At 60.4% G+C, this 25,398-nt stretch carries 22 protein-coding genes; 11 read left to right on the forward strand and 11 right to left on the reverse strand.

The genetic code is table 11. The annotated features are described in order from the left end of the window. Positions 1-20: 20 nt before the first annotated feature. The gene (locus tag HMPREF2967_RS03180) at positions 21-758 is read right to left on the reverse strand and encodes a hypothetical protein (protein WP_070684979.1); all 738 of its coding nucleotides are present in this window, start codon (positions 756-758) and stop codon (positions 21-23) included. A gap of 218 nt (positions 759-976) precedes the next feature. After that, complete coding sequence (locus HMPREF2967_RS03185) at positions 977-2,608, reverse strand: ABC-F family ATP-binding cassette domain-containing protein (protein ID WP_070684981.1); 1,632 nt, start codon at positions 2,606-2,608, stop codon at positions 977-979. A 161-nt stretch (positions 2,609-2,769) separates the two neighbouring features. Here HMPREF2967_RS03185 and HMPREF2967_RS03190 point away from each other — a divergent pair, with 161 nt between their 5' ends. Beyond that, on the forward strand, positions 2,770-4,782 hold the full coding sequence (locus tag HMPREF2967_RS03190) for a fructose-specific PTS transporter subunit EIIC (protein WP_070684983.1): 2,013 nt from the start codon (positions 2,770-2,772) through the stop codon (positions 4,780-4,782). Here HMPREF2967_RS03190 and HMPREF2967_RS03195 read toward each other — a convergent pair. Genes HMPREF2967_RS03195 through HMPREF2967_RS03225 form a run of 7 tightly spaced genes read right to left on the reverse strand, consistent with a single transcriptional unit; the run spans position 4,779 to position 11,054 of the window. Continuing rightward, positions 4,779-5,204: a metal-sulfur cluster assembly factor gene (locus tag HMPREF2967_RS03195; RefSeq protein ID WP_070524254.1), complete on the reverse strand. Its 426-nt coding sequence runs from the start codon at positions 5,202-5,204 to the stop codon at positions 4,779-4,781. The genes HMPREF2967_RS03190 and HMPREF2967_RS03195 overlap by 4 nt on opposite strands. Beyond that, on the reverse strand, positions 5,205-5,654 hold the full coding sequence (sufU, locus tag HMPREF2967_RS03200) for a Fe-S cluster assembly sulfur transfer protein SufU (RefSeq protein ID WP_070564486.1): 450 nt from the start codon (positions 5,652-5,654) through the stop codon (positions 5,205-5,207). Next, the gene (locus HMPREF2967_RS03205; protein ID WP_070564483.1) at positions 5,651-6,898 is read right to left on the reverse strand and encodes a cysteine desulfurase; all 1,248 of its coding nucleotides are present in this window, start codon (positions 6,896-6,898) and stop codon (positions 5,651-5,653) included. The genes sufU and HMPREF2967_RS03205 overlap by 4 nt, the downstream gene beginning before the upstream one ends. Positions 6,899-6,958: 60 nt before the next feature. After that, positions 6,959-7,717: a Fe-S cluster assembly ATPase SufC gene (gene sufC / locus HMPREF2967_RS03210; RefSeq protein ID WP_070524257.1), complete on the reverse strand. Its 759-nt coding sequence runs from the start codon at positions 7,715-7,717 to the stop codon at positions 6,959-6,961. 27 nt (positions 7,718-7,744) lie between these two features. Continuing rightward, complete coding sequence (sufD, locus tag HMPREF2967_RS03215; protein WP_070564479.1) at positions 7,745-8,935, reverse strand: Fe-S cluster assembly protein SufD; 1,191 nt, start codon at positions 8,933-8,935, stop codon at positions 7,745-7,747. After that, on the reverse strand, positions 8,936-10,381 hold the full coding sequence (gene sufB / locus HMPREF2967_RS03220; protein ID WP_070524260.1) for a Fe-S cluster assembly protein SufB: 1,446 nt from the start codon (positions 10,379-10,381) through the stop codon (positions 8,936-8,938). A 22-nt stretch (positions 10,382-10,403) separates the two neighbouring features. Further along, positions 10,404-11,054, reverse strand: coding sequence for a helix-turn-helix transcriptional regulator (locus HMPREF2967_RS03225; RefSeq protein ID WP_154736555.1), 651 nt, complete (start codon positions 11,052-11,054; stop codon positions 10,404-10,406). A 198-nt stretch (positions 11,055-11,252) separates the two neighbouring features. On the opposite strand from HMPREF2967_RS03225, the gene mptB reads away from it, so the two are divergent. From mptB to HMPREF2967_RS03250, 5 genes are all read left to right on the forward strand, one after another. Next, entirely contained in the window at positions 11,253-13,016 is a 1,764-nt protein-coding gene (gene mptB / locus HMPREF2967_RS03230) for a polyprenol phosphomannose-dependent alpha 1,6 mannosyltransferase MptB (RefSeq protein ID WP_070564476.1), read from the forward strand. Positions 13,017-13,022: 6 nt separating this feature from the next. Next, positions 13,023-13,937 (forward strand): ABC transporter ATP-binding protein, encoded by a 915-nt coding sequence (locus tag HMPREF2967_RS03235; RefSeq protein ID WP_070564473.1) that lies wholly within the window; start codon positions 13,023-13,025, stop codon positions 13,935-13,937. Between the two features lie 45 nt (positions 13,938-13,982). Further along, entirely contained in the window at positions 13,983-14,744 is a 762-nt protein-coding gene (locus tag HMPREF2967_RS03240; protein ID WP_070564470.1) for an ABC transporter permease, read from the forward strand. 82 nt (positions 14,745-14,826) lie between these two features. Continuing rightward, positions 14,827-15,837 (forward strand): COX15/CtaA family protein, encoded by a 1,011-nt coding sequence (locus HMPREF2967_RS03245; RefSeq protein WP_070564468.1) that lies wholly within the window; start codon positions 14,827-14,829, stop codon positions 15,835-15,837. 102 nt (positions 15,838-15,939) lie between these two features. Further along, a complete protein-coding gene (locus tag HMPREF2967_RS03250) occupies positions 15,940-16,911 on the forward strand; it encodes a quinone oxidoreductase family protein (RefSeq protein ID WP_070564669.1) in 972 nt (323 codons plus the stop codon). A 19-nt stretch (positions 16,912-16,930) separates the two neighbouring features. Here the strand turns inward: HMPREF2967_RS03250 and HMPREF2967_RS03255 are convergent, their stop codons facing one another. Next, positions 16,931-17,875 (reverse strand): heme o synthase, encoded by a 945-nt coding sequence (locus tag HMPREF2967_RS03255; protein ID WP_070564465.1) that lies wholly within the window; start codon positions 17,873-17,875, stop codon positions 16,931-16,933. A gap of 340 nt (positions 17,876-18,215) precedes the next feature. Between HMPREF2967_RS03255 and tkt the strand changes: the two genes are divergently transcribed. From tkt to pgl, 5 genes are all read left to right on the forward strand, one after another. Then, positions 18,216-20,291, forward strand: coding sequence for a transketolase (gene tkt, locus HMPREF2967_RS03260; RefSeq protein WP_198531016.1), 2,076 nt, complete (start codon positions 18,216-18,218; stop codon positions 20,289-20,291). Positions 20,292-20,335: 44 nt separating this feature from the next. Continuing rightward, on the forward strand, positions 20,336-21,424 hold the full coding sequence (gene tal / locus HMPREF2967_RS03265; protein WP_070564459.1) for a transaldolase: 1,089 nt from the start codon (positions 20,336-20,338) through the stop codon (positions 21,422-21,424). Positions 21,425-21,554: 130 nt separating this feature from the next. After that, positions 21,555-23,087 (forward strand): glucose-6-phosphate dehydrogenase, encoded by a 1,533-nt coding sequence (gene zwf, locus HMPREF2967_RS03270; RefSeq protein WP_083303832.1) that lies wholly within the window; start codon positions 21,555-21,557, stop codon positions 23,085-23,087. A 21-nt stretch (positions 23,088-23,108) separates the two neighbouring features. Beyond that, on the forward strand, positions 23,109-24,041 hold the full coding sequence (locus HMPREF2967_RS03275) for a glucose-6-phosphate dehydrogenase assembly protein OpcA (RefSeq protein ID WP_070564456.1): 933 nt from the start codon (positions 23,109-23,111) through the stop codon (positions 24,039-24,041). Positions 24,042-24,113: 72 nt separating this feature from the next. Beyond that, positions 24,114-24,875 carry a 6-phosphogluconolactonase gene (pgl, locus tag HMPREF2967_RS03280; RefSeq protein ID WP_070564453.1) on the forward strand — a complete coding sequence of 254 codons (762 nt, stop codon included), beginning with the start codon at positions 24,114-24,116 and terminating at the stop codon, positions 24,873-24,875. Between the two features lie 108 nt (positions 24,876-24,983). Here the strand turns inward: pgl and secG are convergent, their stop codons facing one another. Next, on the reverse strand, positions 24,984-25,217 hold the full coding sequence (secG, locus tag HMPREF2967_RS03285) for a preprotein translocase subunit SecG (protein ID WP_070524288.1): 234 nt from the start codon (positions 25,215-25,217) through the stop codon (positions 24,984-24,986). Between the last annotated feature and the right edge of the window lie 181 nt (positions 25,218-25,398).

A 25,398-nucleotide genomic window follows, 5' to 3' on the forward strand; every position in this document is an offset into this window, starting at 1 on the left:
CACTGGTGGAAAGAGAATACTTATGCGCCGGCGTTGCGCAGTTTATTTTCGAGTTCCGCTATTAGAGGTAGTGCTAGTTGCGCGCGGTCAACGTCGATTCCCCATTTCTCGGGTTCACTACGCACCATGTGTGCTGTGGCAGTGAGAAAGCGGGCGAAGTTTTCCACTACCGCGCGGTTACCATTGCGCACTCCCTCGTTGAGGACTGTATTGCTCAGGCGTTCAGTCCATATTTCTAGGATGTGCGGCGAGGTGCTCTTAGCAATCGTCGTGCACGCAGCACGCGCCAAGCGTTCTGCCTCATCGTCGTGCCACACTCCCCCTGGCACGCGCAGGCGGCAAGAAATAATTGCCGCGCCTTCCACGGCAGGAATCATCCCCATGCGCACGCAGGTTGCTACGTAGTCCGCGCCGTAGCCGACCGCCATGATGGGGCCAATGTCCTTGACTATGCCACGTGTGTCTTCTTCCGTGACGTACCATGCGCGGAAGGTGAGATAGTCCTCGTAATGAAAGTGGCCCGACTCCGCGAGAACAGTGAGCAAACGCGCGGCCATCACCTTGGTCCATACCTTGTCTGTGCGAAGATACCCGGTAAGCCGCTCCCGAATCTGCTCGAGATGGCCGTCCCACTGACCGGATTCGATTCCTTCCTTGAGCTCAGCAAAAGCCCAGTCCTCGCGGATATCAGGCCGTTTGCTCACCAAGCCGGTGAGCAAAGGTTCGATGACGGAATCAAGGGTATCGGCGGGGCTCATGACTTCTTCCTCTCCTGCTGCAGCATGGCTGGGGTCGTAGCGCTACTAGACCCTGTGCGTGGGAAGCCGGAAGGACCCAAGAAAAGAGCCTTGAGCGGTGCGTGAGTGTGCCCCCGATTCTAGCGCACTATAGGTTTTATGGAAGGCCACGAAGTACCACGGTGACCAGAAGAACAAAGAGCGTTGCCGTTGCCGCTTCTGGGGCTAGGAACTAGCCCCTAGGCCAACTCAACGATCTCCATGTATTCGTCGTTCCACAAATCCTCGTCGCCGTCAGGCATGATGATGACACGCTCTGGGTTGAGGGCCTTTACCGCGCCTGGGTCGTGGGTTACCAGAACTACGGCACCGGTATAAGTACCGAGCGCATCGAGAACCTGCTCGCGGGACTGGGGGTCGAGGTTGTTCGTGGGCTCGTCGAGAAGCAGCACATTTGCGCGCGAGGACACGAGCGTGGCCAAGGAAAGACGCGTCTTTTCACCACCGGAGAGCGTGCCGGCGGGCTGCTCCAGCTTATCCCCGGAGAACATAAAGGCACCGAGCAGACCGCGCAAATCCTGCTGGCCTGCATCGGGGCAAGCCTCGATGGTGTTTTCCCACACGGTCTTGTCTGGGTCGATGTTGTCGTGTTCCTGGGCAAAGTAGCCGATGCGCAAACCATGGCCGGAGACGATACCGCCCTCACCGTCGGTGCGCTCCACGCCGGCCAGCAGTTTCAGCAGGGTCGTCTTGCCCGCGCCGTTATAGCCCAGCACGACGACGCGTGAACCCTTGTCAATGGCCAAGTCCACGCCCGCGAAGACTTCAAGCGAGCCATACATCTTGGTCAGGCCCTTCGCGTTCATCGGGGTCTTACCGCAGGGAGCCGGCTCCGGGAACTTGATGTGGGCGACCTTGTCGGCCACGCGCACGTCATCGAGCTCGTTCATCATGCGCTCAGCGCGGTGCAGCATCTGCTTAGCTGCTGCGGCCTTCGTCGCCTTAGCGCCGAGCTTTGCGGCCTGCTTGTGCAGGGCGGCCGCCTTCTTCTCTGCGTTGGCGCGCTCACGGCGGCGCCGGGCCTCATCGGTCGCACGGGCATCGAGATACTTTTTAAAGCCCATGTTGTAGACATCCGCCTCGGCGCGCACGGCGTCGAGGAACCAGACCTTGTTGCAGACGGCCTCGAGCAGGTCCACGTCGTGCGAGATCATGATGAGTCCGCCCTCATGCTTGGACAAGAAGCCACGCAGCCAGGTGATGGAATCTGCGTCGAGGTGGTTCGTGGGCTCGTCGAGAAGCAGCGTGGTCTGGGACTTGCCCGAGCCTGTCGACGCCGCGAAAAGAATCTGCGCTAACTCCACGCGGCGGCGCTGGCCACCGGAGAGCGTCTTGAGCTGCTGATCTAGGACGCGCTGCGGGAGGCCAAGGTTGTCACAGATCTGCGCGCACTCGGAATCCGCCTCGTAGCCGCCGAGGGAATGATATTCCTCTTCCAAGCGGGAGAACTTGCGGATGGCCTTATCGCGGAACTTGTCGTCCGTGGCCGTCTCCATGAGCTCCTGCTGCTTGGCCATGCGCTGCTTGATCTCATCCAAGCCGCGCGCAGAGAGCACGCGCTCACGCGCGGTCTGTTCGATGTTGCCCTCGCGAGAATCCTGCGGCAGGTAACCAATGGGGCCAGAGCGCGTTACCGAACCGCCATAAGGCTCGGTCTCCCCCGCCAAGATGCGCATCGTCGTGGTCTTTCCCGCGCCGTTGCGGCCGACCAGCCCGATGCGGTCACCCGGCTGTACGCGGAGGTGCTGGCCGGGGGCGTCGAGAAGCGTGCGTGCGCCCACGCGCACCTCGAAATCATTGGTCACAATCACGTCGAAACAGTCTAGCAACCAGGGCAGTTAAACCCGAACCCGCGGCAGGGCGCTGCTCGACGTAAAGCTAACGGTACGGAGGATAAGTCATCTGGAAATTCGTGGCCCGGATTCGGCGCGCTTGACCTATACAAGATGAAAGATGTGCCTACATTGACTTCATGAGTACATCAGCCACATCGAAACCGCCATTAATCCTCGCAATTACCGCCTGCCCAACTGGTATTGCGCATACCTACATGGCGGCTGAAAACCTCGAGGCCGCTGCCGCGGAACTTGGATACCGGATCAAAGTTGAGACCCACGGCTCAATCGGTGTCGAAGGCACCTTTAGCGCTAAGGACATCGAAGAAGCCGATGCCATCGTAATTGGCGCCGACACTGTGATTGCCAAGGATCGTTTCCGCGGCAAGCGCTTGGCAGCAACGGGCGTCGATGAAGCTATTAAGCACCCAAAGGAGCTCCTCCGCCGTTCGCTGTCCGCATCGAAATGGGAAGAAAAGCTTTCTGCCGAAGAGCCGAAGGGATCTCAGCGCGAGGACAGCTCCGGCAGTGCTCATGGCGCGCGCGCCGTGGGACAGACCCTCTATAAAGCGCTGATGAACGGCGTATCCCACATGATCCCGTTCGTGGTGACCGGCGGTCTCCTCATCGCAGTAGCACTGTCAATTGGAGGAACCCCGACGCCCGAAGGCTTGGCAATTCCCGAGGATTCCTTCTGGAATACGCTGAACGAGCTGGGTGGTTTGGCCTTTTCGCTCATGGTGCCGATTCTCTCCGGCTATATCGCAGTGGGCATTGCGGACCGTCCTGGGTTGGCGCCTGGTCTGATTACTGGCCTCATCGCTACGACTGGATCACTCTACGGATCTGAAGCAGGTGCCGGGTTCTTGGGAGGTATCGTCACCGGCATCCTGTCCGGCTATGTGGCGCTCGGGATCAAGAAGATTCCGGTGAACAAATACATCGCCCCGATTTGGCCGATCATCGTTATCCCGATTTTCACCACCCTCATTGTGGGTCTTATCTTCATTTACCTGGTCGGCTCACCGATAGCTGGTGCATTTGAAGCCATGACCGAGTACCTCGCAGGAATGCAAGGCTCCTCTGTCGTTGTGCTTGGCCTCGTTATCGGCGCGATGATCGCGTTTGACATGGGCGGCCCCTTCAACAAGACAGCGTTCCTCTTTGGTGGAGGCATGATTGCCGCTGGTAATGCAGCCCCTATGGGAATGGCCGCTACCGCTATCGCTGTACCGCCATTGGCGGTGGGCGCTGCCACCCTTGCCCGCCGTGCCTGGTTTAATAAGGCCGAAAAAGACGCCGGTATCGCCGCGCTTTTCATGGGGCTATTCGGCATTACGGAAGGCGCAATTCCCCTTGCCGCTGCACGCCCTCTGCAGGTCATTCCGGCGAACGTCATCGGCGGTGCGGTTGCCGGTGGCCTAGCAGGCGCATTCGGAGTTAAAGACCATGTCATGCACGGCGGCCCCATCGTCGCAGTGCTCGGTGCTGTCGACAACGTCGCGGGCTTCTTCGTGGCATTGCTTATTGGCGTTGTCGTCTGTGCATCAGTCATGCTCCTATTAATCGCACTTACTCAGCATAAGAAAACGACAGAGAAGAATGAGAGCAAGAGCGACCAGGGCGCTGCGGACAAAGCTTCAGCAAACGCGGCGGAAAGCTCGCATCTGGGACAACCACTGCTGTCTATCGAAACGGTGAGCCTCGACCACAGTCTGGGCAGTACTCGCGACGAAACCATCGAAGCACTAGTGCGGCTAGTTTCTCCTCGCCTTGCTGATCCTTCTGCGGTACTCACAGCGGCTCTTGAACGCGAGTCGAAGCACTCTACCGGCGTGGGCCATGGCGTGGCGATCCCGCATGCCCGTTCAGCTGGCGTGAAGGTTCCTACCTTGGCTTTTGCTCGCATTCCCGAAGCAATCACGTGGGCAGAGGGTGAGGAGCCCACAACGATGGTGTTCCTCATTGCCGTGCCAGACGACGCCGGCAAGCAACACCTCAAGCTGCTCTCCAAGCTGGCACGGGCAATCATGAAGGAGGACTTCCGCGTTCGCCTTCAGTCCGCTGCAACCCAAGAAGAAGCCGTCGATATCATCTCCTCGGCGCTGGATCCGGCGTCCTTGCCCACTGTGGGGCAGCGAAACGATTAGACCGCGAAGCCGAGGGCCTGGAGCATCTCGCGGCCCTCTTCGGTAATCATGTTCGGGCCCCACGGCGGCATCCACACCCAGTTGAGCTGGACGGCGTCGGCAAGCTTGTTGCCCACCACGACGTCGTCGATCTGCTCACCGATGACGTCAGTCAGCGGGCACGCCGGGGACGTCAGCGTCATGTTGATGACGCAGGTGTTCTTGCCGTCAATGTCCTCGAGCCAGAGGTCGTAGACCAGGCCCAAGTCAACAACGTTGATGCCCAGCTCCGGATCGATGACGTCCCGGAGGTATTCGGTGATGTCGAATGCCTTGGCAATCTGCTCTTCGGTCTGCTCAGGCTTTACACCGCCCCCGGCGAAGGAGGCGTTCTCGTCCTGATACGGGTCGGTCGGCTGGCTATCGTTAGTGGTATCCGCCATCTACTTCTCCAATTCAGTCAGCGCCTGCGCGGTGGCAGCCTGGAAGGCCTTCCACCCCAGCAGCGCGCACTTAACACGGGCAGGGAACTTGGCCACGCCGGCAAAAGCGACGCCATCCCCAATGATCTCGTCGTCTCCCTCAACTTCGCCGCGGGAAGTCACCATGCGGTCAAACTCCTCGAGCTTGGCGTTGGCCTCCTCCAACGGGATGCCTACGATTTCTTCCGCCATGACGGAGGTCGAAGCCTGCGAGATGGAGCAGCCTTCAGCGTCGTAGGACACGTCCTCCACAGTCTTGCCGTCGGCCGACAGCTTCACGCGCAGCGTGATCTCATCGCCGCACGAGGGGTTGACGTGGTGAACCTCAGCCTGGCCATCGCGCAGGCCGGAGAATTTCGGGTTCTTATAGTGGTCCAGAATTACATCCTGGTACATGGAATCTAGGTTCATTCGCTCACTCCAAAGAAAGCACGGGCAGCCCGCACCGCCTCTACGAGGGCGTCGACCTCGTCCTCAGTGTTGTACAGGTAAAAGCTAGCGCGTGCGGTCGAATTAGCCTTGCACGCGCGGTGCAGTGGCCACGCGCAGTGGTGACCAGTTCGGATGGACACTCCATGAGCATCAAGCACCTGGCCCAAATCATGCGGGTGGATGCCCTCCACGATGAAGGAGACCGCTCCCCCGCGATCCTCGGTGTTTTCGGGGCCGATGATGCGTAGACCAGGAATCTCGGAAAGCTTGTCCAAAGCCAATGCGGTGAGCTTCTGCTCGTGGGCGTGAATGGCCTCCATGCCAACTTCGCTCAAAAACTTCACCGCGGCCCCCAGACCAACGACCTGGCTGGTCATCTGAGTTCCGGCCTCGAAGCGAGTCGGCGGCTCGGCAAAGGTCGAGCCTTCCATCTTGACCACCTCGATCATGGAACCGCCGGTAAGGAAGGGCGGCAGCTGTGCTAGCAGCTCCGCCTTGCCGTAGAGCACACCGACGCCGGTTGGGCCGCACATCTTGTGCCCAGAGAACGCAGCGAAGTCCACGTCCAGAGCGTGGAAGTCCACCGGCATGTGCGGAACGGACTGGCATGCGTCCAGAACCACCATGGCGCCTACAGCGCGGGCACGGCGCACCAGTTCCTCGGCGGGGGCCACGGCTCCCGTCACGTTGGACTGGTGGGTAAAAGCCACGACCTTGACGGAGTCATCGAGCTCGAGCGAATCGAGATCAATGCGGCCGTCCTCAGTCATGGAGTACCACTTCAACGTCGCACCAGTGCGCTGACACAGCTCCTGCCACGGAACCAAGTTCGCATGGTGCTCCAATTCGGTGACGACGACGGTATCGCCCTCGCCGACATAAAGCTGACCCGCGCGCTCGTCGCTAAGCACGTAGGCAACTTCATTCAACGCTTCAGTGGCGTTCTTGGTGAAGGAAATCTCATCGCGGTCCGCGCCAACGAAAGCGGCAATGGCCTGGCGGGCGGACTCATACGCGTCATCGGCTTCCTCCGCCAACTGGTAGGAGCCGCGGTGCACCGGCGCATTGGTGCCGAGTACGAACTCCTCCTCGGCCTTCCACACCGGGAGGGGACGTTGCGAGGTCGCACCCGAATCCAGGTACACCAGTGGTTTACCGTCGCGCACGGTGCGCGAGAGGATGGGGAATTGCTCCCTGATCGCATTAACGTCTAGTTCAGACATAGGTCCTTGTGCTCGGTTCTTTATCTCTTGCGTGTTGTGGTGTGTGCAGCCTGGTGAGTTCTACTTGAGGAACTGCTCGTAGCCGTCCGCCTCAAGCTGATCAGCCAGCTCGGCGCCACCGGTCTTGATGACGTGTCCGTCTGCGAAGACGTGGACAAAGTCCGGGACGACGTAGTTAAGGATGCGCTTGTAGTGCGTGATGAGGAGGATGCCGCCCTTGGTTTCTTCCTGGTAGCGGTTAATCCCCTCGGAAACCACGCGCAGGGCGTCGACGTCCAGGCCGGAGTCGGTCTCATCCATGACTGCGAACTTCGGCTTCAGGATGTCCAGCTGCATGACCTCGTGGCGCTTCTTCTCACCGCCGGAAAAACCTTCGTTCACGGAACGGTGGGCGAAGGACTTGTCGATGGAGAGCTTCTCACGAGCTTCCGTGAGCTCCTTGTTCCACTCGCGCAGCTTCGGGGCCTCGCCACGAATAGCGGTCACGGCAGAGCGCATGAACTGCGACATCTTCACGCCCGGCACCTCGGTCGGGTACTGCATGGCGAGGAAGAGGCCAGCGCGGGCGCGCTCATCGACTTCCATCTCGAGGATGTTTTCGCCGTCGAGGAGCACCTCGCCCTCAGTAACCTCGTACTTGGGGTGACCGGCAATGACGTAGGACAGGGTGGACTTGCCGGAGCCATTGGGTCCCATGACGGCATGGGTCTCACCGGAGTTGATGGTCAGGTTGACGCCCTTGAGGATCTCCTTCGGCTCGCCGTCCTCCTCGTTGGGGAGCACCTGCGCGTGGAGATTCTTAATTTCCAGAGTAGACATTGAGTTGGTACCTGCTTTCGGGGAGTTTTAAGCGTTGATCTTGGCGAGCTCGTCGACGACGCGGGATTCCAGTTCCTCGCGCAGGGACTCGACCGGGATGCGTGAGATGACTTCGGAGAAGAAGCCGCGGATGATGAGGCGGCGTGCCTCGGCGGCCGGAATGCCGCGGGACATGAGGTAGAACAGCTCGAGGTCATCGAAGCGGCCCACAGTTGCGGCATGGCCGGCGCCGACGATCTCACCGGTCTGGATCTCCAGGTTCGGGATGGCGTCTGCACGTGCGCCCTCGGTGAGAATCAGGTTGTTGTTCGTCTCATAGGTGTCCGTGTTGTTCGCGTTCTTGCGGATGAGCACGTCACCGACCCAGCAGGTGCGGGCCTCCGGGGTGCGGGAAGCGGAGCCAGCCTCGGCCTTCTGCGCGGACGTAGCGCCCTGCAGCGCGCCCTTGTAGAAAACGCGGGAGCGGCAGTTCGGCACATCGTGGTCCACCAGCAGACGGTTCTCAAAGTACTGGCCGGCATCGGCGAAGTAGACGCCCAGCAGTTCGGCATCGCCGCCCGGGGCGTCGAAAACCACGCGTGGAACGAGGCGCACAATCTCGCCGCCGAAGATGGCGGTGTTGTGGCGCAGGACGGCGTCGCGGCCCACCTTCGCGATCTGGTGGGACAGGTGGACGGCGTCATCTTCCCAATCAGCGTCAACGACGACGGTGACGTGGGCGCCGTCGCCCAACACGAATTCAACATTGTCCGCGTGGGTGCCGGAGCCGACGTACTTCAGCACGATGGTGGCTTCGGCGTGGTGTCCCACGTGGATGGAGGTCGCACCAAAGGAGGTCACGCCCTCACCAGCACCGGTAATGGTGATCTCCACCGGCTGGTCCAACTGTGCCTCAGCGTCCACAGTGACAACCTGTGCTTCCGGCATGGAAGTCCAGGCCTGTGCGGCAACGCGGTCAGCAGGGGCGCCAGCGGTGCCGAGGCGGGCGTCGTCAGGCGCGACGGTTTCGGAGGTTACGCCTTCCGGAGCGGTGACGTCGATCTTCTGTGCGGTCGCCGGCGCAAACTCACCGTTGTGCAGGCCCCGCAGGTTACGCAGGGCGATAAAGCGCCACACCTCATCGCGGCCATGCGGGACCGGGAAGTCCTCCACATTGAATGACGTGAACTGGTCACCCTTGGTGACGTCAGCAGGATTAAATTCGTTGGAAGCTACCACTTAGCCCACCGATCCTTCCATCTGCAGCTCGATAAGACGGTTGAGCTCCAATGCGTATTCCATGGGGAGCTCCTTTGCAATCGGTTCAACGAAGCCGCGCACGATCATCGCCATGGCCTCTTCCTCGGCGATACCGCGGGACATGAGGTAGAACAACTGCTCCTCAGAGACCTGCGAAACGGTCGCCTCATGGCCCAAGGTGACGTGGTCGTTGCGGATATCGTTGTACGGATACGTATCCGAACGCGAGTTATTGTCCACCAGCAGCGCGTCACACTCGACGTTGGCCGTGGAATTGGCAGCGTTGGCGTTGACCTGCACCAAACCACGGTAAGCGGCGCGGCCACCATTGCGAGCCACCGACTTGGACACAATGTTGGAGGAGGTATTCGGCGCCATGTGGACCATCTTGGAGCCGGTGTCCTGCACCTGGTTGTCCGCCGCGAATGCCAGGGAGAGAACCTCGCCCTTAGCGTGCTCGCCGGTCAGCCAGCAGGAGGGGTACTTCATGGTGACCTTGGAACCGATGTTGCCATCAACCCATTCCATGGTGCCGCCCTCTTCCACCTTGGCGCGTTGGGTCACCAAGTTATAGACGTTGGTGGACCAGTTCTGAATGGTGGTGTAGCGGCAGCGGCCGCCCTTCTTCACGACGATCTCGATGACACCGGTGTGCAGTGAGTCCGAGTTGTAGATCGGAGCGGTGCAGCCCTCGATGTAGTGGACGTAGGCGTCCTCTTCCACGATGATGAGGGTGCGCTCGAACTGGCCCATGTTCTCCGTGTTGATGCGGAAGTAAGCCTGCAACGGGATGTCCACGTGGACGCCCTTCGGCACATAGACGAAGGAGCCACCAGACCAGCAGGCATTGTTCAGCGCGGAGAACTTATTGTCACCGGCCGGGATGACCGTGCCGAAGTACTCCTGGAGGATCTCCGGGTACTCGCGCACAGCGGTATCGGTATCGACGAAGATAACGCCCTGGGCTTCGAGGTCCTCACGAATCTTGTGGTAGACCACCTCAGACTCGTACTGGGCGGCAACACCGGAGACTAGACGCTTCTTCTCGGCATCCGGGATACCCAGCTTGTCGTAGGTCTCCTTAATATCTGACGGCAGGTCATCCCAGGTTTGGGCCTGCTTCTCAGTGGAGCGGACAAAGTACTTAATGTTGTCAAAGTCGATGTCGGACAGATCCGGACCCCACGTGGGCACCGGCTTCTTGTTGAAAACGCGCAGTGCCTTGAGTCGAGACTCAAGCATCCATTCCGGCTCGTTCTTCTTCTCCGAGATATCGCGGACGACGTCTTCGCTCAACCCTCGGTGTGCTGCCTGGCCGGCCGCGTCCGAATCGTGCCAGCCGTAGTCATATCCACCGATGGAGGAGATGATCTCATCATCGCTCATCTTGGTCTCAAGCCCTGGTGCTGGTTGTGCCTGTGTCAAAGCCCGCTCCTTTCTATGTTGATTAGTCTTTTTCCCGTTCCACCGCAGACGGCGGGACAGGTTTTAAGGGGATATTCGTGGTGCAGATTCCGTGGCCATCCGCGATGGAGGCCAAGGGCTGCACATGTTTGCCTAATAGCGCGGAGAAAACTTCTTGTTCAGCTTCACACAACTCCGGATGCTCAGCAGCCACATGGGCCACCGGGCAATGGTGCTGGCAAATCTGCACTCCATTTCCCACCGATGTCACCGTGGCCGCGTAGCCGTGTGCATCAAGCACAGCGGCCAGCTGGCGTGCCACCTCAGGTACGGATTCTTCCTCCTCTACCAAAGGGGTCACGTCTTCCACGAGCCGCTCGAAGCGGGCCTTGGCAAAGCGCCGGACCGCCTCGGGCCCTCCCGCTTCGCGCAACGCGGTGAGTGCTTCCGCCGCCAGTTGGTCATAGGCGTGCCCGAATTGGGCACGGCCTTGATCCGTGAGGCGGAAGTGCTTGGCGGGGCGACCACGGCCTGCCGACTGCCCGGGGCGGGCTGCTGGGCGGCGGTGTACAACCTCGGTGAGTCCTTCCTCCACCAAAATGTCTAAGTGCCGGCGTATGCCGGCTGCAGAGAGACCTAGGCGTTCACCTAAGTACGACGCCGTCACCGGGCCGTCCTTGAGAAGCAACAACATGACGTGGCGGCGAGTATCGCCCTCGGTCGAGCGAGTCTCCCTGGGTAACTCCTTCGTCACGGTGCACACCTCCTTGAGTGAATCATTCCCTGTTTAGACAACACTAGTGTTCCTTAATTCATTCCCAATTTCCACTCTTTCCTTCGTGTCGCGGGCAGCTAGTTCCCGCTCACCACTGAGCCGCTAAGGTAGACAGTCATGAATATGGAACGCGACTACACCCGATCGGGGCGACTGCCCCGCGTCATCTGGGGCGTGCGCGATGAGCTTCCCCGCATGGGTGTTCCTGGTTCCCGTTCCGCGCTCCTTCACCAAGACTTCCCCGACTCCGCCGAGGGCGCAGATCACGCCGCGCTTGGCGACGCCCACCGCCGCACCATCTCCCAGCTGCGTACACTGTTCACGCTTCGCTGGCTCGGCACGATCGGCGCATTGCTCATTGCACTCGGCGGCCTGGGCGCCGGCGCGCTCCCAGTGGTGGGAAACCCGTATGAGTCCTTACCTTTCGGTTCACTCATGTCACGAATGCTGCAGTCTTCCTCCGCCATCGTGTTTATCGGTGTCGGTTTCATGGTGACCGCGTGGATTTGTATGGCCCCACTCGTGGGAGCACCACTGCGCCTGCGCAAGGCCGAGCACAATCCAAAGCTAACGGGCGACGGGGAAGATACGAGGTTTAGCCACTCCCCACGAGTGCTGACGCAAAGCCAGATGTGGCGAACCTGGCTGGGATGGGTACTTCCACTACTGGTCACCGCTCCCCTTTTCACCCAAGACATCTACTCCTACCTGGCCAACGGATCCATCGTGCTGCAAGGCCTCGATCCCTATTCCGCAGGCCCCGTCGAACTGCTGGGTGCCGATAACGACCTTGCCCGTTCCGTCCCATTCATCTGGGCAAACTCCCCCTCCCCGTATGGCCCTGTGGCGTTAGGACTGGCCGCATTGGTCAGCTGGCTCACCCACGACTCCATCATCTGGGGTGTAGTCCTGCACCGAGTGTTTTCCCTCGTCGGCATTATCGCTGCTGGCTGGGCCATTTCGCGTCTTGCCGCCCGCTGCCGGGTGGCGCCGGAGGCCGCACTCTGGCTCGGCATCCTCAACCCCTTGACCATCCTTCACCTGGTAGGAGGCATTCACAATGAATCCTTCATGCTAGGGCTGGCTCTCGTCGGAGTGGAATTGGGCCTTCGGGCTGTCAACGATTCCCACGCCGCCCGTTGGCGGGTATGGGCACTGTTCATCGCGTCTGGCGTCCTCATTTCGTGCGCCGGCATGGTGAAAGTTACCGGCTTTATTGGACTTGGGTTTGTCGGTATGGCGGCTGCTCGCGGGCTCGTTGACAAGCACGGTGTGCCCGCCGTCCGGGCGGTCCTTGGCGCCGGTCTCGCCCAGCTGCTTCTGCTCGCCGTCTCTATTGCGGCAGTCACGATAATCACGGGTATCGATATTGGATGGATCTTTGGTCAAGGCGGCGCGGCTACGATCCGTTCCTGGCTCTCTGCGACAACCTCCGTGGGCGTCGGCGCCGGCTTCCTCGGGATGCTGTTGGGTTTGGGCGATCACACCGAGGCCATTCTCAGCGTCACCCGCACTGTCGGCGTCATCATTGCCGCCGGTTTTATGCTCCGCATGCTGTATGCGACCTTCCGCGGAGCCATCCACCCGGTGGGCGGACTCGGTGTGTCCACCTTCGCGCTCGTGGTTTTCTTCCCCGTCGTCCAGCCTTGGTACATCCTGTGGGCCGTGCTGCCGCTCGCGGCATGGGCAAACCGGCGTTTCTTCCGTATGGCGGTAATGATTTACTCCGGGTTGATGAGCTTCATCGTCCTACCGCGCGGGCTAGGCCTGCCCCCAGGCACGGTCTTCGTTATCTACCTAGCCGCTGTGGTGACGTTCGTAGCACTGATCGCTGCGGGGTGGGTTGCGTTGCGCCGAGCGGGCGTGCGTGTCTTAAACTAACTGCCCGTGACTAGATCGGCTCTCATCCTAGAAAACGTCAAAAAGACCTATGGCGACGTCAACGCGGTTAATGGGCTGAGTTTCCGCGCTAATTACGGCGAGATTCTATGTCTGCTTGGCCCCAATGGTGCGGGCAAGACAACCACCATCGAGATGTGTGAAGGATTTAAGAAACCCACCTCCGGTCACATTGAGGTTCTGGGGCTTGACCCTGCACGCAACCCTGACGCGGTGCGCGCCCGCATTGGCATCATGCTGCAGGGCGGAGGTTCTTATTCCGGAATCAAGGTTAAGGAGATGCTGCAACTTAGCGCCTCCTATAACGACAATCCCTTAGACCCGGAATGGCTACTGGATACCCTAGGGCTGCGCGCGGTGGAAAAGAATAGTTACCGCCGTTTGTCGGGCGGGCAGCAACAGCGGCTTTCTCTCGCCTTGGCCATCATTGGACGTCCAGAATTGGTCTTCCTCGATGAACCCACGGCAGGTATGGACGCGCAATCGCGCCTTGCCGTGTGGGATCTCATCCGTGCGTTGCGTGCAGATGGCGTGACAGTCATCCTCACCACGCACCTCATGGATGAAGCGGAAGCACTCAGCGACCGCGTGGTCATTATTGATCACGGCCAGCTCGTCGCCAGCGGCACCGCAGCGTCGCTGACGAGTTCCGCTGATATCCCACAGGTGAGTTTTGAGACCGCGACTCCAGTGGACCTTGAGGCGCTGCGTAAGGCAGGCATCTCCGCCGACGCTACCCGCCCCCTCCACTACCGCCTTACCTCTTCGGTCAGCCCAGAGGTCATCGCAGCGCTCGCCACGTTCTTAGCCGCGCACAACATTGTCCTCCGCAACCTGCAAACCTCGCACCGTAACCTCGAAGAGGTCTTCCTAGATCTCACTGGCCGCGAGATGCGCAGTTAGCCCGCATCTGACACCTACCACTTTGTTTGATCAAGGAGAAGCTCCATGAGCACCTTCGCACCCGGCACATTCAGCCCGAATCCGCAGCGCGTTGGCGTTGCCGCCATGGCCCGTGCCCAAGGGGCAATCGAGTCAAAGCTGATGCTGCGGCACGGCGAGCAACAGCTACTGAGCATCATCATTCCGCTCGCTATCCTGATCGGCGCCGCCAAGATGCAGGACAGTACGGGCCACGGCGTAGAGGAGATCTTCCCCATGGTCCTAGCCGTCGGCGCTACATCCTCTGGGTTTACCGGCCAAGCTATTTCTCTGGCTTTCGACCGTCGCTATGGCGCGCTCAAACGAACGGGCGCATCAGGAGTTCCGGCTTGGGCCATCGTGGTGGGAAAGATCCTTGGCGTTCTTTCAATGGTGGTACTTCAAGTCCTTGTACTGGGCACAGCAGCTGCCATCCTCGGGCTGCATATTACTGCCGGCGGTGCCGCCATCGGTGTGGTGGTGTTGGCGTTTGGTGTCGCCACATTTACAGCGCTCGGCTTGCTGCTCGGCGGGACCCTCAGTTCAGAGGCTGTCCTGGCGGTGTCCAACCTCATTTGGTTCATTCTGCTCGGTACCGTCGGCTGGGTGATGTATTCCCAGGGTCTGGGCGATAATGGAGTGCTCACGCTCGTGCCCACTGTGGCGATGGCCGGTGGGCTCGACATCGCTCTTAAAGGAGCATTCCCTGTCTTTGAGATCCTCGTCCTCATCGGGTGGTCAGCGGTAGCGTCGTTTGCAGCGGTGCGTTGGTTCCGCTTCGAGGGCTAAAAGTGATTCTTCTCCCTTGCACGGCGTGACGCACATACTGATTTTGGTTTCGAAGCGGTGCCGAACGGTAGGCTGAGTACCCGTGAGTACTGCCAACATTTCTTCTCAACGCACCCCTGCGCCTGCTACAAGTCCTGCAGGCCCCTCGCTGAAGACACAGCGCATTATCGCACTCGTCCTCTTAATCTGTCAGGCTGGCATTACAGTATCGGGTTCCATCGTCCGCGTGACCGGTTCCGGCCTTGGTTGCGTGACGTGGCCCAACTGCCACCCCGGCTCCCTCGTTCCTATCCAGGGCGCGGCCCCCATGCTGCACCAGGCCATTGAGTTTGGTAACCGCCTGCTGACCTTTGTTGTGGCGGCGGCGGCCATCGCCAGCATTGTGGCCGTTCACAAGGCGCAGCGCCGCAAGGAGCTCAAGGTCTATGCCTGGGCGGGGCTCGCAGGTATCTTCGTGCAGGCACTCATTGGTGCCCTGTCGGTCGTGCTGAAGCTTTCTTGGTGGAGTGTGGCAATTCACTTCCTCCCCTCTATGGCCCTGGTGTGGATTGCGGCCATGCTGTTCTCCCGCATCAACGAACCCGATGACGGAACCCCTACTCGCCTCTTCCCCGCCGCCGTGCGCACGCTCGCGGTCGTTGCTGCGGTAGCGCTCTCCATCGTGCTTCTCACCGGTACCTTTGTCACCGGCTCTGGAACACACTCCGGCGACGCTGGCGTGGGCATGGAGGGGCGCCTCGGTGTCGATACCTATGGCATGGCCGTCATCCACGCTATCTGCATGTACGTTTACTTGGCACTGACCCTCATTGTGGTCTTCCTCCTTCACCGCACTGGTGCACCCAAGGCGGCCAGGAAGGCCGGCTGGGTGCTCATTGCCTGCATCGTCATCCAATGGGCTCTTGGCGTAACGCAGTTCTACCTGCACATTCCACGCTGGACAGTCCCCTTCCACGTTGGGATGTCCTCGGTGGTTACGGCCTTCACCGCCCTACTGTGGGCGCATGGACTGCGCCGCGTCCGCACCACTGAAGCTGCTTCTTCCAGCGCTACTCAACCTGGTGTCGAAAGCAACTCCGCAACCCAAAGCTAGGACAACCCGGTAGGTGCTCACAGCGCCGTCTTCCCCACCACGCTAGGAGGAAGGCGGCGCTTTTGCTGCGCGGGGGCCGGGGTGTCGTTTAGCCTAGACACCATGCATGCTATTCAGGTGACCACGACCGGAGGGCCTGAGGTCCTCACCTACGCCGAGGTAGATTCCCCCACGCCATCGCAGGAGCAGTTGCTTGTCGACGTCTCCGTGGCCGGCGTCAACTACATCGACACCTACTACCGCGAAGGCATCTACAACGCCTCTGTGCCTTTCATCCTCGGCCTCGAAGGCACCGGCCGGGTTGTGCACGATCCCCAGGGGGAGATCGCCCCGGGCACGATGGTTGCCTGGGATCACGCATTCGGTTCCTATGCCGAGCAAGTCTGTGTGCCGCGCGACCGCGTGGTGGCCGTCCCGGATGAGATCCCGTCCGCCGTCGCAGGGTCCATGCTCCTCCAAGGCATGACGGCACACTACCTCACTCACGGTGTATATCAGCTTGGGGAAGGCGCATCGTGCCTCATTACCGCCGGTGCGGGCGGCGTCGGCCTAGTCCTTACGCAGATGGCCAAGTCCCTCGGCGCCACCGTTTACTCAGTGGTCTCCACGGACGAGAAAGAAGAACTGGCCTATAACGCAGGTGCTGACTGTGTCTTCCGCTACAGCAGTGGCCTAGCCGAACAGGTACGCCGCCACAACGGTGGGCGTGGGGTCGACGTGGTTTACGACGGCGTCGGCAAGGCGACCTTCGGCGAGTCCCTCGAAGTCGTGCGCCCGCGCGGTACTGTGGCGCTCTTCGGCGCCGCATCGGGACCAGTCCCGCCCATGGATCCGCAGCTGCTGAATAAGCACGGCTCCATCTTCCTCACCCGCCCCTCACTCGGCGCCTGGACCTCCCAAGAAGGCGAGTTCCAGATGCGCGCTCAGGCCGTGGTGCAGGCGGTTATCGACGGCGAGCTTGACTTCCGCGTATCTGCAGAATACCCGCTTGCAGAAGCCGCTCAGGCCCACCGCGACCTCCAAGAGCGCAAGACCACCGGCTCAATTGTTTTGCGCGTGCGGGAGGAAGAATAGCTAGATAAACACTAGCTAATTAAAAGAGCGTGGCTGACCAACCCAGCATGCGCCCGATGGGCTCCCAACCCACGATGGCGTCGATGGACAGGCCGATGAAAAGAACTGACAGATAGTTGTTGGAGTAGATAAACAGGCGCATGGGCTTGACCTTTGCGCCCTTCTTTACTCCTTGGTGCAGGCTGATGGCCATCCACAGGAAGACCGCACCGGAAGCCACCGCGGCCACCAGATAGATCCACGAAGCGGCCGGGATGATGAGGAAGGTTACGATGACCGTTCCGATTGTGTACCAAACGATTTGGCGAGTTACTTCCACTTCTCCGGCAACAACGGGCAACATCGGTACCCCAGCCTTGCGGTAGTCCTCTTTGTACTTCATTGCGAGTGCCCACGTGTGTGGTGGGGTCCAGAAGAAAATGATGAGGAACAACACCACGGCCTGCCACCACTTATCGGGCTCCCCCGCGGGCGCGTTATCCCGAATCACTGCCCAGCCCACCATGGCGGGCATACAGCCAGCGAGACCGCCCCACACGATGTTCTGGGAATTCCGCATCTTGAGAAACTTCGTGTAGACGATGACGTAGAAAAAGTTGGTCAACAGCACGAAGAACGCGGCCAGCCAAGAATGCGCCAGCACGCCCAACCAAAAGACGGACAGCGCGAGCATGCCCCAGGCAAAGGCGGCGGCATTACGGCGCGAAATGGTCTTGCGCACCAGCGGACGAGCGCGCGTGCGTTGCATCTTCTGATCGATTTCATAGTCCACAACGTTGTTGAACGTGTGGGCTGCTGCGGCACCCATCCAGCCACCAAAGATGGTGGATAAGATGAGCCAGAAATTCGACGACACCGCCTCGAATCCACGCTGGGCCTGGAGCATAGCCGGGATTGCTGCCACGAGGAGGAGCTCAATGATCCTCGGTTTCGTTAGCGCAAAATAGGCCTTGATAGTCTCCAAGGAACAGTCCTCCGTAAATCCGGCACGTGGGTGAATGGCTTATTGATCTGAAGTAGTGGTCGTCTGCTCGTGCTAGAAAGTTCCCAAGGACGTCTAGAACACATCCTGAAAACCTCGTGGCGAGAATCCAGATCATTCTCCGGAGAAAACTCGCCGGCCACTGGCCGATAGCAGGGAGCAACGGCGTCAACCATGCCAGATTACCGTCCGAAACCTGGTTTCTATAATCCCCCGCCGAGGATCGAAAAACCTTTACACTGATAAACGGTATATCTGTTTCCAGAAGCGAAGTGAGGTTTTCGCCGTGTCGCACGATAAGTTGTCCCCGGAACTGCAGGCTATGGTCCAGCGCCGCTACCCTTCGGACTGGAGTGACCTCGATACCCGCGCTGTGGATACTGTTCGCGTGCTCGCTGCCGACGCAGTCCAGAACTGCGGCTCCGGCCACCCGGGTACCGCTATGTCCCTGGCCCCGTTGGCCTACACGCTCTACCAACGCGTGCTAAACCACGATCCAGCAGACGTCCACTGGGCCGGGCGCGACCGCTTCGTCCTTTCCGTCGGACACTCGTCCCTGACGCAATACATTCAGCTCTTCCTCGGTGGCTTCAGCCTCGAGATGGAGGACCTGAAGTCCTTGCGCACCTGGGGTTCCAAGACGCCCGGCCACCCGGAGGTGCACCACACTGACGGCGTAGAAATCACCACCGGCCCGCTGGGCCAGGGCCTGGCCTCCGCGGTTGGTATGGCAATGGCAGCGCGCAAGGAGCGCGGATTGTTCGACGCTTCCGCCCCAGCGGGCGAGTCTCCCTTCGATCACTTCATCTACGTCATCGCCTCGGACGGAGACCTTCAAGAGGGCGTGACTGCTGAGGCTTCGTCCTTGGCAGGCACTCAAAAGCTCGGCAACCTCATCGTCTTCTGGGATGACAACCGCATCTCCATTGAGGACGACACCAACATTGCCTTCAATGAGGATGTGGCCAAGCGCTACGAGGCCTACGGCTGGCATGTGCAGACCGTCGAATCCGGCGAGGACGTTGAAGCCATCGAGGCAGCCGCTGCTGCTGCCCGCGCCGAGACCTCCCGGCCTTCCTTCATCCGTGTGAAGACGGTCATCGGCTACCCGGCACCGAACAAGATGAACACCGGTGGCGTCCACGGCGCCGCCCTCGGTGAGGATGAGGTCGCCGCCACCAAGGAAGTCCTCGGCTTCGATCCCACACAGTCCTTCCACATCGACGAGGAAGTCCTCGCTCACACCCGCGAGCTGACTGCCCGCGGTGCACAAAAGCACGCCGAATGGCAGGAGAAGTTCGACGCATGGGCTGCGGCCCACCCGGAGGAAAAGAAGCTCTTCGACCGCCTCCAGGCCCGGGAACTTCCGGCTGACTTCGCCGCTGACCTTCCCACCTGGGAGGCAGGCGAATCTCTGGCCACGCGCAAGGCCTCTGAGGCCGCCATCCAAGCGCTCGCAGCCTCCCTGCCGGAGATGTGGGGCGGCTCCGCCGACCTGGCGGGTTCCAACAACACTGTCATCAAGGGCGCGGATTCCTTCGGCCCGGAGTCCATCACCACGGGTGCCTGGACGGCCACGCCTTACGGCCGCAACCTGCACTTCGGTATTCGTGAGCACGCCATGTCCGCAATCATGAACGGCATCGCGCTGCACGGTAATACCCGCGTTTACGGCGGTACCTTCCTCATCTTCTCCGAGTACCAGTACCCGGCTGTGCGCCTCGGTGCGCTCATGTCTACTGATACCTACTACGTGTGGACCCACGACTCGATTGGTCTGGGTGAGGACGGCCCGACCCACCAGCCGGTAGAAACCCTCGCAGCACTGCGTGCCATCCCGAATCTCTCCGTCATCCGTCCGGCAGATGCCAACGAAACTGCCCAGGCATGGGCCGCGGCGATGGAATACAAGGCAGCGCCGAAGGGTTTGGCGCTGTCCCGACAGAACCTGCCCGTGCTCGAGGGCACCAAGGAGAAGGCCGCCGAAGGTGTTCGCCGCGGCGCCTACGTCCTCGTTGAAGCATCGAAGGAAACCCCGGACGTCATTCTCCTCGCCACCGGTTCCGAGGTTCAGCTCGCGGTAGAAGCCGCCAAGCAGCTCGAGGCTGAAGGCACGGCAACGCGCGTTGTCTCCGCTCCGTGCCTGGAGTGGTTCGACGAGCAGGACGCCTCCTACCGCGAATCTGTCCTTCCCTCCTCGGTCCGCGCTCGCGTCTCCGTGGAGGCTGGCATCTCGATGCCGTGGCACAAGTACACCGGTACCTTCGGCCGCACTGTATCCCTGGAACACTTCGGTGCCTCCGCACCGGCGGCGGAGCTCTTTGAGAAGTTCGGCTTCACCGCCGACGCTGTTGCCGACGCCGCCCGGGAATCACTGAACGCTGCCAAGGAAAGCTAGTTTCCCGTTCCGAGTTCTCACCACGAAAGGATCTGCACAACACCATGACGCATATTGATGAATTGGCTCGCCTCGGGACGTCGACCTGGCTCGACGATCTTTCCCGCGAGCGCCTAGACTCCGGCAATCTTCGTGAGCTCTTGGACACCAAGTCCATCGTGGGCGTCACCACGAACCCAGCCATCTTTGCCGCGGCAATGTCCTCCGGCACCTCCTATGACGCCGACATCGCAGCGCTGAAGGAAAAGTCCGCTGCCGCAGATGAGGCGGTGTACTCGCTGGCAATCGACGACGTCCGCAACGCATGCGATATCTTCACTGAGATTTACGAGAAGTCGGGCGGGCGCGACGGCCGCGTCTCCATCGAGGTTGACCCACGCATCTCCGCCGATGCAGACGCAACCTTGAAGCAGGCGCGCGAATTGTGGGCCAAGGTTGACCGCCCCAACCTCATGATCAAGATTCCGGCTACGGAAGGCTCCCTACCAGCCATCACCGAGGCGCTTGCGGAAGGTATCTCCGTCAACGTCACCCTAATCTTCTCCGTAGAGCGTTATGCCCACGTCATCGCTGCGTACAAGGAGGGAATCAAGCGCGCTGCCGAGGCTGGCAAGGACGTCTCCACGATTCATTCCGTGGCATCCTTCTTCGTCTCCCGCCTGGATACCGAAGTGGACAAGCGCCTCGAGCTGATCGGCACTGAGGAGGCCCTCGCACTGCGTGGAAAGGCCGGGGTTGCCAACGCCCAGCGTGCCTATGCCCTGTTCCTCAAGGAATTCAAGGAGCCAGGCGCACACCTGTCGTCTGGTGCACACCCGCAGCGCCCCCTGTGGGCGTCGACGGGCGTCAAGAACCCCGACTACCCCGCCACGCTGTACGTCTCCGAGCTAGCTGGCCCAGATACCGTCAACACAATGCCGGAGAAAACCATCGATGCCGTTCTCGAACAGGGCAACCTGCACGGCGACGCTCTCAGTGACTCTGCTGAGCAGGCAGAGAACGTGTGGTCACAACTGAAGGCAGTCGGCATCGACTTCGACGATGTTTTTGCTGTGCTGGAGAAGGAGGGCGTCGACAAGTTCGTCAACGCCTGGGAGGAATTGCTTGCCTCCATGACTGATCGCCTCTCCTAATCGAACGTGAATTCTTGACCGCCTACAATCGCCGCGCGCACCGCAAATGGCCATGCAACTATGGTCGGCGGGGCGCGTGTCGCTATGCTGGGCTGTTGGACTTACCTCACACAGACCGAAAGGACACTTAGTGAGCACTAGCAGCGCGTGGGTCAACCCGTTGCGCAACTCGAAGGATAAGCGCCTGCCACGCATCGCCGGCCCCTCTGGCATGGTGATTTTCGGCGTCACGGGTGACTTGGCGCGCAAGAAGCTCCTCCCCGCCATCTACGACTTGGCCAACCGCGGATTGCTTCCGGCAGGCTTCACTTTGGTCGGCTACGGCCGTCGCGACTGGGACAAGCAGGCATTCTGTGACTATGTCCGCGAGGCCGCCGAAGCAGGTGCGCGAACCACCTTCAACCAGCATGTGTGGGAGCACCTTGCCAAGGGAATCGAGTTTGTGCAGGGCAACTTCGATGACGCCGGCTTTGACAAGCTTTCTGCGCGGCTGGCGGAGCTCAATGACTCCCGCGGCACGGGTGGAAACTGGGCCTACTATCTTTCGGTACCGCCGGAGTTTTTCTCCGATATTTGCCACCAGCTTGAGCGCGTCGGTATGGCCGATAGCACGGATAATTCCTGGCGCCGCGTCATCATTGAAAAGCCATTCGGACACGATCAGGCTTCCGCGCGCGAGCTCAACGAGATTGTCAACGCCGTCTTCCCTGAGTCCTCGGTTTTCCGCATCGACCATTACCTGGGCAAGGAAACGGTCCAAAACATCATGGCCCTGCGCTTTGCCAACCAGATTTTCGAGCCAATGTGGAATGCGCATTACATCGATCACGTGCAGATCACGATGGCTGAGGACATCGGGCTGGGCGGGCGTGCCGGCTATTATGACGGCATCGGCGCCGCGCGCGACGTCATCCAAAACCACCTCCTCCAATTGCTTGCTCTCGTAGCAATGGAGGAGCCCTCCTCCTTCGACCCCGAGGCTCTTCAGGCGGAAAAGATTAAGGTGCTGCGAGCCACCAACGCCGTGCATCCGCTGAACAAGACCACTGCGCGTGGCCAATACTCCGCCGGCTGGCAGGGATCGCAATATGTCAAAGGCCTCCGGGAGGAAGAGGGTTTTGATCCGGAATCCACGACGGAAACCTATGCAGCCTGCACTCTTGAGGTCAATTCCCGCCGCTGGGCGGGCGTTCCTTTCTACCTGCGCACTGGCAAACGCCTAGGCCGCCGTGTGACTGAAATTGCGCTCGTGTTTAAGACAGCACCCCACCAGCCTTTTGATCAAGGCCAAGCTGAGGCTCTAGGCCAGAATGCCGTGGTGATCCGCGTTCAGCCAGATGAGGGCGTCACCATGCGCTTTGGTTCCAAAGTCCCCGGATCCACGATGGAGGTCCGTGATGTCAACATGGACTTCGCGTATGCCGAGGCCTTTACGGAGGAATCTCCCGAGGCCTATGAGCGCCTGATTCTCGACGCCCTCCTTGACGAGTCTTCCCTCTTCCCCACCAATGAAGAGGTTGAGTTGTCTTGGTCCATCCTCGATCCCATCATTGAATACTGGTCCAACATTGGTCAGCCGGAGCAATACCGCGCCGGCACGTGGGGACCGGAGTCTGCCGATAAAATGCTGCGCCGCCGGGGACATTCCTGGCGTCGTCCGTAGGTCCCTAGGAGGAATGGCTTAATGATTATCCCCTTGCCCGATACGACTACGCGCAAGATCTCCAAGAAGCTCGTGGAAATGCAGGAGCATTACACGCTCACGACAGGCCGCGTCCTCACCCTCATCGTCATGACTGAGGAGGGCGATGACCTAGACAACCTTCTCGCCTCGGTTCGTGATGCCTCCCACGAGCACCCTTCTCGCGTCATCGTGATTGCCACAGGTTCCTTGGAGGAAGAGACGCGGCTCGACGCCGAGCTGCGCGTGGGCGGCGAAGCGGGCGCTTCCGAAATCGTCGTGATGCACCTGCACGGCGCGCTAGCGGACCAAGCGGAGTCCGTGGTTACTCCCCTTCTTCTTCCCGATACCCCAATCGTGGCATGGTGGCCCACCGCGTGCCCGCCGTCACCAGCCGCGGTGCCCATCGGCGCACTCGCCCAACGCCGCATTACGAACGTGGCTTTCGGCAGCGGCGTTGACCAGTATGACCTGCACGTGTTGTCTTCGGGCTACACGCCTGGTGATTCCGACATGTCGTGGGGCGCTATTACCCTGTGGCGAGGCATCGTAGCCTCGGCGCTTGACCGTCACCCCCATGAGCCGGTCACTTCCGTCGAAATTTCTGGTGCTGAGCACCACGCTGCAGTCGACTTTGCAGCTGGCTGGCTTCTCGACGCCCTCTCCGTCCCCGTCACCCGCACCGTCTCGGACTGCACGGCGGGTCCTTTCCCGATCTCCTCGGTAGTCTTCCGCCGCCCCACTGCAGATGTCAGTGTGACCGTTGTCGATTCCGAGACGGTCAGGGTCAGCGTTCCCGGCTCCCCAGAGTCCCTCGTAAGCCTCACCGTACGTTCCGAAGCGGAAGTACTCTCAGAGGAACTCCGCCACCTCGACGCAGATAAGACATACGCCCATTCTCTCCGCGCTTTAGCTCGAGTGGACTACAGTGTGTAGTCGTAGACTTTTCTTTTTCACCTAGACCCCTAGACCCCCTAGACACAGCATTCACAAGGATCTTTCTGCACTATGGTCACGCTTCGCCGCGTTAGCGACATCGATGAGCTCATATCCTCCGCCGCACTCGCCTTCATTGAGACGGTTGCGGCGGTTCAAGCCCCGGGCGGAGGCCTTCACAAAGACGGAGTAGCCCGCGTAGTCCTCACCGGTGGCGGTGCAGGCATTGGTGTCTTGCGCGAATTGGCTCGCCTTGCTCACGCCGCCCAGCAGCAAGGAACCGACTTCCCTGCCCTCTCGGTGGACTGGACGCGAGTCCATGTCTTCTTCGGCGACGAGCGCAACGTGCCGGTCAGTGATCCTGATTCCAACGAGGGCCAAGCCCGCGAAGCACTCCTGAGCCAGGTCGGCGTTCCCGAGCGCCATATCCACGGCTATGACTTGGGCGCCGTGTCCATGGAACACGCCGCCCAGGCTTATGAAGGCGAGATTCGTGAATTCGCACCTGAGGGGTTTGATCTGCATCTCCTCGGCATGGGACACGAAGGCCATATCAATTCCCTCTTCCCGCATTCGGAGGCAGTCTACGAGGACTCGGACTATGCATTCGCAGTCCACGATTCCCCGAAGCCGCCTTCGGAGCGTGTCACGCTAACCTATCCCGCGATCAACCGCTCTCAGCGCATTTGGTTCCTTGTTTCCGGAGAAGAAAAAGCCGAGGCGGTATCACACCTTGTTGCTGGCGCTGCTGCAGAAGACTGGCCGGCCGCTGGCGCCCAGGGAACGGAAGAGACCCTGCTTTTCGTGAGCGAAGACGCCGCGCAGAAGCTCTAACAACGCGTGCACGCAACCCGAGAAAACCTATAACGCCGCGTGTCCCCCTCGACGTGAGGAGGCACGCAGCGTTAATCGTGTCCGGAGCCGGAGGCTCGTCAGCTGCCTTTAGCTATAAGCCTGCAGCAGGTTCAGAGCTACGATGCAGGCGAGCCAGATGACCACCATGACCACGGTATAGCGGTCGAGGTTCTTTTCCACCACGGTGGAACCAGACAGGTTGGACTGTACGCCGCCGCCAAAGAGGCTGGACAGGCCGCCGCCCTTACCTTTGTGCAGCAGCACGAAGATAGACATCAAGATTGCGGCAATCACGAGGATGATTTCCAGTGCCAAGATCATGAAATAGTTCCTTGTTGTACGCGTTCAAACGGTTAGTGTGGCGCGTGAAGGTGTGCATCACTTTCACGCTGGAAAAGGGGCGCCAGCGAACGGGCGCAATAAACCTTGATGATACACCACGTGGCGGGCCAGAAACCATTCCGACCCGCCACGACAGAGTGGTGCAGATGCGATCAGCTGG

It is taken from the genome of Corynebacterium sp. HMSC059E07 (genome assembly GCF_001814395.1).
Taxonomy (GTDB): Bacteria; Actinomycetota; Actinomycetes; order Mycobacteriales; family Mycobacteriaceae; genus Corynebacterium; species Corynebacterium hesseae.

Excerpts from the sequence above, each read along its gene's own strand:
- HMPREF2967_RS03180 (WP_070684979.1), bottom strand. The coding sequence starts at position 758 with ATGAGCCCCGCCGATACCCTTGATTCCGTCATCGAACCTTTGCTCACC.
- HMPREF2967_RS03190 (WP_070684983.1), top strand. The coding sequence starts at position 2,770 with ATGAGTACATCAGCCACATCGAAACCGCCATTAATCCTCGCAATTACC.
- HMPREF2967_RS03195 (WP_070524254.1), bottom strand. The coding sequence starts at position 5,204 with ATGGCGGATACCACTAACGATAGCCAGCCGACCGACCCGTATCAGGAC.
- sufU (WP_070564486.1), bottom strand. The coding sequence starts at position 5,654 with ATGAACCTAGATTCCATGTACCAGGATGTAATTCTGGACCACTATAAG.
- HMPREF2967_RS03205 (WP_070564483.1), bottom strand. The coding sequence starts at position 6,898 with ATGTCTGAACTAGACGTTAATGCGATCAGGGAGCAATTCCCCATCCTC.
- sufC (WP_070524257.1), bottom strand. The coding sequence starts at position 7,717 with ATGTCTACTCTGGAAATTAAGAATCTCCACGCGCAGGTGCTCCCCAAC.
- HMPREF2967_RS03225 (WP_154736555.1), bottom strand. The coding sequence starts at position 11,054 with ATGTTGTTGCTTCTCAAGGACGGCCCGGTGACGGCGTCGTACTTAGGT.
- mptB (WP_070564476.1), top strand. The coding sequence starts at position 11,253 with ATGAATATGGAACGCGACTACACCCGATCGGGGCGACTGCCCCGCGTC.
- HMPREF2967_RS03240 (WP_070564470.1), top strand. The coding sequence starts at position 13,983 with ATGAGCACCTTCGCACCCGGCACATTCAGCCCGAATCCGCAGCGCGTT.
- HMPREF2967_RS03250 (WP_070564669.1), top strand. The coding sequence starts at position 15,940 with ATGCATGCTATTCAGGTGACCACGACCGGAGGGCCTGAGGTCCTCACC.
- tkt (WP_198531016.1), top strand. The coding sequence starts at position 18,216 with ATGGTCCAGCGCCGCTACCCTTCGGACTGGAGTGACCTCGATACCCGC.
- tal (WP_070564459.1), top strand. The coding sequence starts at position 20,336 with ATGACGCATATTGATGAATTGGCTCGCCTCGGGACGTCGACCTGGCTC.
- HMPREF2967_RS03275 (WP_070564456.1), top strand. The coding sequence starts at position 23,109 with ATGATTATCCCCTTGCCCGATACGACTACGCGCAAGATCTCCAAGAAG.
- pgl (WP_070564453.1), top strand. The coding sequence starts at position 24,114 with ATGGTCACGCTTCGCCGCGTTAGCGACATCGATGAGCTCATATCCTCC.
- secG (WP_070524288.1), bottom strand. The coding sequence starts at position 25,217 with ATGATCTTGGCACTGGAAATCATCCTCGTGATTGCCGCAATCTTGATG.